The sequence below is a fragment of the Mycobacterium sp. genome, from assembly GCF_019243155.1.
Lineage (GTDB): Bacteria > Actinomycetota > Actinomycetes > Mycobacteriales > Mycobacteriaceae > Mycobacterium.
Window position 1 is genome coordinate 1 of sequence record NZ_JAFAUS010000275.1, and the last position, 6,823, is coordinate 6,823.

Genomic DNA, 6,823 nt, shown 5'->3' on the forward strand with positions numbered 1-6,823 from the left:
CGAGCCCGCGCCACGAAGGCTTCCTTGCCGATGCCGCCCGCACCGGAGTAACCGACGATGAACTGCGCGCTACCGCCGGTGTAGGGCGGGAACCCGATGCCCATGATCGACCCGATGTTGGCGTCGGCCGTCGACATCAGCACGTTCTCGTCGAGGCACTTCTGAGTTTCCAGCGCCTCAGCGAACAGCATCCGATCGATCATGTCCTGCAACGGAATTTCCGCGCTGCCCGACTTGAACGCCTCCCGCAGGCCCGGCCACAGGCGGGTGCGTTTGCCGTCCTCGTACTCGTAGAAGCCGGCTCCCTTCAATCGCGACGGCCTGCCGAGCTCGATCATCTTCTCGACGACGGCCTCGGCCGGGTGCGGCTCGTACGTGCCGCCCGCATCCTCGATGCCCTTGCGGCTCGCGGTGGCGATCTTGTGCATGAGCTCGAGGTTGAGCTCGTCGGACAGCTGCAGCGGCGGCGCCGGGTAGCCGGCCTGCGAACCGGCGTGCTCGACGCTGGCGGGCTCCACGCCCTCACCCAGCATCGCCAGCGCCTCGTTCACGAAGGTGCCGATGACACGGCTGGTGAAGAAGCCGCGGCTGTCGTTGACCACGATCGGGGTCTTGCCGATGGCCAGCGTGTAGTCGAACACGCGGGCCAGCGCCTCGTCAGATGTCTTCTCGCCCTTGATGATTTCGACCAGCGGCATCTTGTCGACCGGGGAGAAGAAGTGGATCCCGATGAAGTCCTCCTGCCGCTTCACGCCGGTTGCCAGACCGGTGATCGGCAGCGTCGAGGTGTTCGACCCCAGCAGCGCGTTGGGTTCGACGATGTCCTCGATCTCCTGAAACACCTTGTGCTTGAGGTCCTGGTTCTCGAAGACGGCCTCGATCACGAAGTCGACGCCCTTGAAAGCTTCGGGATCGGCGGCCGGCGTGATGCGGTCCAGCAGCGCCTTGGACTTCTCCTCGGTGGTCTTGCCACGCTGAAGCGCCTTGGCCTCAAGCTTTTCCGAGTAATTCTTGCCCTTTTCGGCGGCCTCGATGCTGACGTCCTTGAGCACCACGTCGTAGCCGGCCTTGGCCGAGACGTAGGCGATGCCCGCGCCCATCATGCCCGCGCCCAGCACACCGATCTTGTTGATCTTGACCGGCTCGATGCCGTCCGGCCGCGAACCGCCACCGTTGATGTGCTGCAGGTCGAAGAAGAACGCCTGGATCATGTTCTTGGCGACCTGGCCGGTGACCAGTTGGGTGAAGTACCGACTCTCGATGCGGCTGGCGGTGTCGAAGTCCACCTGCGCGCCCTCGACGGCCGCGTCCAGGATGGCCCGCGGCGCCGGCATCGGTGCGCCCTTGAGCTGCTTCTTCAGCAGTGCGGGGAACGACGGCAGGATGCCGGCCAGCGCGGGGCTGGACGGGGTGCCGCCGGGCATCTTGTAGCCCTTCTTGTCCCACGGCTGCTCGTGCGAGTCGGGGTTGGCCTTGATCCAAGCCTTCGCGCTCGGCACCAACTCGTCGACCGAGCCGACAAGCTCGTCGAGAAGCCCCATCTCCTTGGCCTTGTCGGGCTTGAAGCGGGTGCCCTGCGACAGGATGTTCATGAACGCGTTCTGGATGCCGAACATCCGCACGGTGCGGGTGACCCCGCCGCCGCCCGGCAGCAGGCCCAGCGTCACCTCGGGCAGACCGACGACGAGTCCCTTGACGTCGGCGGCGATCCGGTGGTGACAGGCGAGCGCGATTTCGAGGCCACCGCCGAGCGCGGCGCCGTTGATGGCGGCCACCACCGGCTTGCCCAGCGTCTCCAGGGCGCGCAGGTCGCGCTTGACGGACTCGACCGTGTCGAACGCCTCACCGGCGTTCTCCGGACCCAGGTTGATCATGGCCTTCAGGTCACCGCCGGCGAAGAAGGTCTTCTTCGCGCTGGTGATGACGACACCGGTGATCGAACCCTTCTCGGCGACAAGCTTTTCCACCGCGTTGTGCATCGACTCGGCGTAGTGCTCGTTCATCACGTTGGCCGACCCGGTGGGGTCGTCGAGCGTCAGCGTGACGATGCCGTCGGCGTCCTTGTCCCACTGGATGGTGTTCTCTGCCATGGCCTTAAACCCTCTCGATGATGGTGGCGACACCCATGCCGCCGCCGATGCACAGGGTGACCAGCGCGCGGCGCGCGTTGCGGCGCTCGAGCTCGTCGACCATGGTGCCGGTGATCATGGCGCCGGTGGCGCCCAGCGGGTGGCCCATCGCGATGGCGCCACCGTTGACGTTCAGCTTCTCGTCCGGGATGTTGAGGTCCTTCTGGAACTTCAGCACCACCGACGCGAACGCCTCGTTCAGCTCGAACAGGTCGATGTCATCGACGGTCAGGCCCGCGCGGTCGAGCACCTTGCGAGTCGCCGGCGTCGGGCCGGTCAGCATGATGACCGGGTCCGCACCGCTGGTGGCGGTGGCCACGATGCGCGCCCGCGGCGTCAGGCCCTGCGACTTGCCGGCAGCTTCCGAGCCGACCAGCACCAGCGCGGCGCCGTCGACGATGCCCGAGCTGTTGCCGCCCGTGTGGACGTGGTTGATCTTTTCGACCGCGTGGTACTTCTGCAGCGCCACGTCGTCGAAGCCGCCCATCTCGCCGATGCCGTCGAACGCGGTCTTGAGCTTGCCCAGGCCTTCCAGCGTGGTGTCGGGGCGCATGTGCTCGTCGTGGTCGAGGATCACCAGGCCGTTCTGGTCGCGCACGGGAATGACCGACTTCGCGAAATAGCCGCCCGACCAGGCCTCGGCCGCCTTCTGCTGGCTGCGCAGCGCGTAGGCGTCGACGTCGTCACGGGAGAAGCCTTCGATGGTGGCGATCAGGTCGGCGCCGATGCCCTGCGGCACGAAGCCGATCCGGTAGTTGGTCTCGGGGTCGGTCGCCCACGCGCCGCCGTCGGAACCCATCGGGACGCGGCTCATCGACTCGACGCCGCCCGCCAGCACCAGGTCGTCCCAGCCGGAGCGCACCTTCTGTGCGGCGGTGTTGACGGCTTCCAGGCCCGAGGCGCAGAACCGGTTGAGCTGCACGCCGCCGGTGGTCTCGGGCAGGCCGGCCACCAGGGCCGCGGTGCGGGCGATGTCGCCGCCCTGGTCACCGACCGGCGAGACGACGCCGAGGATCAGGTCGCTGATCAGGTTCTCGTCCAGGTCGGGGTTACGCCTGCGGAGCTCGTCGACCAGGCCGACGACCAGGTTCACCGGCTTGACTTCGTTCAGCGATCCGTTGCGCTGCTTGCCGCGTGGAGTGCGGATGGCCTCATAGATGAAGGCTTCTTCGGACATGTCGACTTCCTGTTCGCAAATGGGGATTCGGGTCCGCCTACAGAGTAGGTCCGATGACACGACCCTAACAAAACGCCCGTCCAACCTGTTGGTTGGGCCGAATCCCGCTGGTCAGAGCCCCGAGCGTGAGGCCGCGGTGACAGTCGGCGCCCAGCGTGGCTCTGCGGTCACGCTCGGCGCGGGCGCCCGCCTAAGCTCGACGACCATGACGGTGTCGCGACTGCGCCCCTACGCGACCACGGTGTTCGCCGAAATGTCGGCGCTGGCCGCGCGAATCGGAGCCGTGAACCTCGGCCAGGGATTTCCCGACGAGGACGGGCCGCCGGCAATGCTGAAGGCCGCCCAGGACGCCATCGCCGAGGGCGCCAACCAGTACCCGCCCGGAATCGGGATCGCGCCGCTGCGGCACGCAATCGCCGCACAGCGTCAGCGCCACTACGGCATCACGTACGACCCGGACACCGAGGTGCTGGTGACTGTCGGAGCGACCGAGGCCATCGCTGCCGCGGTGATCGGCCTGGTCGAGCCGGGCTCGGAGGTCCTGCTCATCGAGCCGTTCTACGACTCCTACTCTCCGGTGGTCGCGATGGCAGGCACGCGGCGGGTCGCCGTGCCCTTGGTCGCCGACGGCCGCGGCTTCGCTCTGGACACCGATGCATTGCGCAAGGCGGTGACGCCGGCGACTCGCGCGCTGATCGTCAACTCACCGCACAACCCGACTGGCAAAGTGCTGAGCGCGGCCGAGTTGGCGGCCATCGCGGAAGTCGCGGTCGAGGCCGACCTGCTGGTGATCACCGACGAGGTGTACGAGCACCTGGTCTACTCCTCCCCCAGTGGGCACCGGCATCTGCCGTTGGCCGGCTTCGACGGCATGGCCGAGCGGACGATCACCATCTCCAGCGCGGCCAAGATGTTCAACTGCACCGGCTGGAAGATCGGATGGGCTTGTGGCCCAGCGCAACTCATCGCCGGATTGCGGGCGGCAAAACAATATTTGAGCTACGTCGGGGGCGCGCCGTTTCAGCCCGCGGTGGCTCTTGCGCTGGACACCGAGGACGCGTGGGTGGCCGACCTTCGCCGCTCACTGCAGGCCCGGCGCGACCGGCTGGCCGCCGGACTGATCGACATCGGCTTCGAGGTACACGACAGTGCCGGCAGTTACTTCCTGTGCGCGGACCCCCGGCCGTTGGGCTACGACGACAGCACCGCGTTCTGCGCGGCGCTACCGGAAAAGGTCGGGGTGGCGGCGATCCCCATGTCGGCGTTCTGCGATCGGGAGGCCGCGCACGCCGACCTGTGGAATCACTTGGTGCGCTTCACTTTCTGCAAACGCGACGACACCCTCGATGAAGCCATCAAGCGGCTGGGCGCACTGCGCGATCAGCCGGCTTCGTGAGCGGGCCTTAAAGAGGGCCAAAGCCCTCCATCACGCGCTTTCGCAGCCCTTCGAGGGCGGCGTGAAGGATCTTCTTGCGAGCCCGGTTCACCCAGAACTCGGGTAACGGCGCCCACGGTTCGACGGTGATCGAAAACCGCACCCTGGTCCTTTCGGCGGTCTCGCGGCTCAGGTTGTACTCGCCGTGCTGGCCGTGCTGCTGGGCGGTCTTGGCGGCGTCCCACACCATCCAGTCCGGCCCCCAGTGATATTCGAGCAATTCCGTGTCGTGGATGCCAGTCACTGAAATGGTGACTTTCACGTGGTGCGGCAGCCCGTCGGCATGTTTGTCGACGACCTGGACGCGCTTGTGCACCGATGACCATGATGGCACCGCGTCCATGTCGGCGAGCGCCTCCATGATGATTTCCGGAGGCGCGTCGATGAGAATTTCCGACGTCGCTTGAACGGCCACTGCTACAAAATTAGCAATCGCGATCCATTAGGGCCGGGAATAGCGGCAATTACTTTGGCTGGCCCGAATCCGGGCGCCCCGCGACCAGTTCGGTCAGCCCTTTCATCGAAGCGTCGAGAACCTTTTCGGCGGCCCGCTTGACGACGAAAGCCGGAATGGGCCCCGCCGGTTCGACGGTGAGGTCGAACCGCACGCGCGTCTGGTCGACGCCCTCGGGTTTCAGGTTGTACTCGACATGCTGGCCGTGCTGCTGCGCGGTCCCTTTGGCGTCGTACACCACCCAGTCGGGGCCCCAGTGATATTCGAGGATCTCGTTATCGACGAGACCCAGGATCCTGATGGTGGTCTTGACGTGGTGGGGTCGCCCGTCGGGGAATCGGTCGATCACTTCGATGTGTTTGTGTAGCGGCGACCACGATGACAGGACACCGACATCTGTCAGCGCCTCCATGACCACCTCTGGCGGCGCGTCGACGATAAATTCTCGCGATGCTTTTACGGCCACTGCAGAACAACCTAACGCCGGTGCTCTCCAAGTGGTTGGATTTCGCGCTGATCGTTACTTACCAGCCGATTTCGTCAAGCGATGTCGTCGTCTGCGGCGGCGCCCCGACGGGTCCGGCCGGCGTGCGCGCGAAGCGCGGCGCCGGCGCGGCCTGTTCGGCCCCGTGCGCGGTGATCACCGTCGACCGCGCCGTCAGATGCTCGTCGGTGGCGGCCTCGCTCCACGTCAGCACCGGGGTGACGCAAGCGTCGGTGCCGACGAAGACCCGCGCCCATTCGTCGCGGCTCCGGCTGGCGAACCGCTTCTCGAAGATGTCGCGCATCCGCGGGTAGGAATCTCTGTCGAGTTGGCCGGGCACGTCATCGGGCGTCAGGCCCAGGCCGTCGAGCAGTGCGGCGAAGAATTGCGGCTCGATCGCACCGACGGCCAGGTATTTGCCGTCGGAGGTCTCGTAGCAGCGGTAGAACGGCGCGCCGCCGTCGAGCAGAAACGACTCACGCCGATCCCGCAGCGCCCCAGTCGATTTCATCGTCCACATCATCTGGGCCAGCACGCTGACCCCGTCCACCATCGCCGCGTCGACGACCTGACCCTTGCCCGAACGTTCCCGCTCGAAGAGCGCGACCGCGATGCCCAGCAGGGCGAGCATCGAACCGCCCCCGAAATCGGCGACCAGGTTCAGCGGTGGCATCGGCGGTCGGTCGGCGTAGCCGAGCGCGGACAGGGCACCGGTCTGCGACAGGTAGTTGATGTCGTGGCCGGCCGTCTGCGCGAGCGGTCCGTCCTGACCCCACCCGGTGATCCGCGCGAAGATCAGCCGCGGGTTGACCGCGGCGCAGTCGTCGGGACCGATGCCGAGTCGCTCGCAAGTGCCGGGCCGGAAGCAGTCCAGTAGCACGTCGGCTTTGGCGGCCAACTCCAGCAGCGCCTGGCGCTGTGTCTTGACGTCCAGGTCGACAATCCGCTTACCGCGATGCAGCAGATCGCGGTCCTCGGCCGGCATTTGCAGGCCCCCCGGCCGGCGCACCCGCACCACGTCAGCTCCCAAGTCGGCCAGCACCATTCCGGTGTGCGGGCCCGGTCCGATCCCGCCGAGTTCGATCACCCGCACCCCGGCCAACGGCCCGCTGTTGCCCACCGCGATTACTTGCCCTTCTTCACC

6 protein-coding genes are annotated in these 6,823 nt (G+C 66.7%); 1 reads left to right on the top strand and 5 read right to left on the bottom strand.

Going from position 1 to position 6,823, the window contains the following annotated elements; translation table 11 throughout:
• Positions 1 to 2,090 (bottom strand): 3-hydroxyacyl-CoA dehydrogenase NAD-binding domain-containing protein (locus tag JOZ00_RS13580; protein WP_293344475.1); only part of this gene is annotated, 2,090 nt, incomplete at its 3' end.
• A gap of 4 nt (positions 2,091 to 2,094) precedes the next feature.
• Positions 2,095 to 3,306, bottom strand: a complete 1,212-nt coding sequence (locus JOZ00_RS13585; protein WP_293344476.1) for an acetyl-CoA C-acetyltransferase — start codon at positions 3,304 to 3,306, stop codon at positions 2,095 to 2,097.
• Positions 3,307 to 3,511: 205 nt separating this feature from the next.
• On the opposite strand from JOZ00_RS13585, the gene JOZ00_RS13590 reads away from it, so the two are divergent.
• Positions 3,512 to 4,702, top strand: coding sequence for a pyridoxal phosphate-dependent aminotransferase (locus JOZ00_RS13590; protein WP_293344477.1), 1,191 nt, complete (start codon positions 3,512 to 3,514; stop codon positions 4,700 to 4,702).
• 7 nt (positions 4,703 to 4,709) lie between these two features.
• Here JOZ00_RS13590 and JOZ00_RS13595 read toward each other — a convergent pair whose 3' ends face one another.
• Genes JOZ00_RS13595 through JOZ00_RS13605 form a run of 3 tightly spaced genes read right to left on the bottom strand, consistent with a single transcriptional unit; the run spans position 4,710 to position 6,799 of the window.
• The gene (locus JOZ00_RS13595; RefSeq protein ID WP_293344478.1) at positions 4,710 to 5,156 is read right to left on the bottom strand and encodes an SRPBCC family protein; all 447 of its coding nucleotides are present in this window, start codon (positions 5,154 to 5,156) and stop codon (positions 4,710 to 4,712) included.
• 49 nt (positions 5,157 to 5,205) lie between these two features.
• Positions 5,206 to 5,661, bottom strand: coding sequence for an SRPBCC family protein (locus tag JOZ00_RS13600; RefSeq protein WP_293344479.1), 456 nt, complete (start codon positions 5,659 to 5,661; stop codon positions 5,206 to 5,208).
• A 58-nt stretch (positions 5,662 to 5,719) separates the two neighbouring features.
• The gene (locus tag JOZ00_RS13605) at positions 5,720 to 6,799 is read right to left on the bottom strand and encodes a CaiB/BaiF CoA-transferase family protein (protein WP_293344480.1); all 1,080 of its coding nucleotides are present in this window, start codon (positions 6,797 to 6,799) and stop codon (positions 5,720 to 5,722) included.
• Between the last annotated feature and the right edge of the window lie 24 nt (positions 6,800 to 6,823).

What these genes read in the sequence shown, in the direction of transcription:
- JOZ00_RS13585 (WP_293344476.1), bottom strand. Translation starts at nt 3,306, where the DNA reads ATGTCCGAAGAAGCCTTCATCTATGAGGCCATCCGCACTCCACGCGGC.
- JOZ00_RS13590 (WP_293344477.1), top strand. Translation starts at nt 3,512, where the DNA reads ATGACGGTGTCGCGACTGCGCCCCTACGCGACCACGGTGTTCGCCGAA.